Source organism: Methylobacterium mesophilicum, from assembly GCF_022179445.1.
In the GTDB taxonomy this organism is placed as follows: Bacteria; Pseudomonadota; Alphaproteobacteria; order Rhizobiales; family Beijerinckiaceae; genus Methylobacterium; species Methylobacterium mesophilicum.
In genome coordinates this window covers 1-317 of the sequence record NZ_BPQU01000106.1, presented here as the reverse complement: position 1 = coordinate 317, position 317 = coordinate 1, and the positions used below count along the sequence as shown (strand labels likewise).

Sequence of the window (317 nt, the reverse complement as noted above, 5' to 3'; positions counted from 1 at the left end):
AGATCAACCAGGCGATCCAGCAGCTCGACAAGGTGACCCAGCAGAACGCCAGCGCATCCCAGCAGGTCTCTGCGACCTCGGAGGAGCTGGCCACGCAAGCCGAGCGCCTTCAGGCCACCATCGCCTACTTCCGCATCGACGAGGCGGCCGAGGCAGGGATCGAGCAGGCGGTCTCGCGGCTGCGCGGCGCGGCGACCCGGATGGGGACGCCGGCTTCCGCGGCCTCCTCCGCCCGGGGCGGCGTCAAGGCCCGCGCCGGCCGGCCGCAGGGCGATCGCTTGAAAGGAATGGATTTCGGTGTTGCCTTTTGCGTGATT

The 317-nt window shown here is 69.4% G+C and carries 1 pseudogene; it reads left to right on the top strand.

From position 1 onward, the window contains the following. Positions 1-317, top strand: a pseudogene (locus MFF40_RS28410) (methyl-accepting chemotaxis protein); the annotation flags it as partial.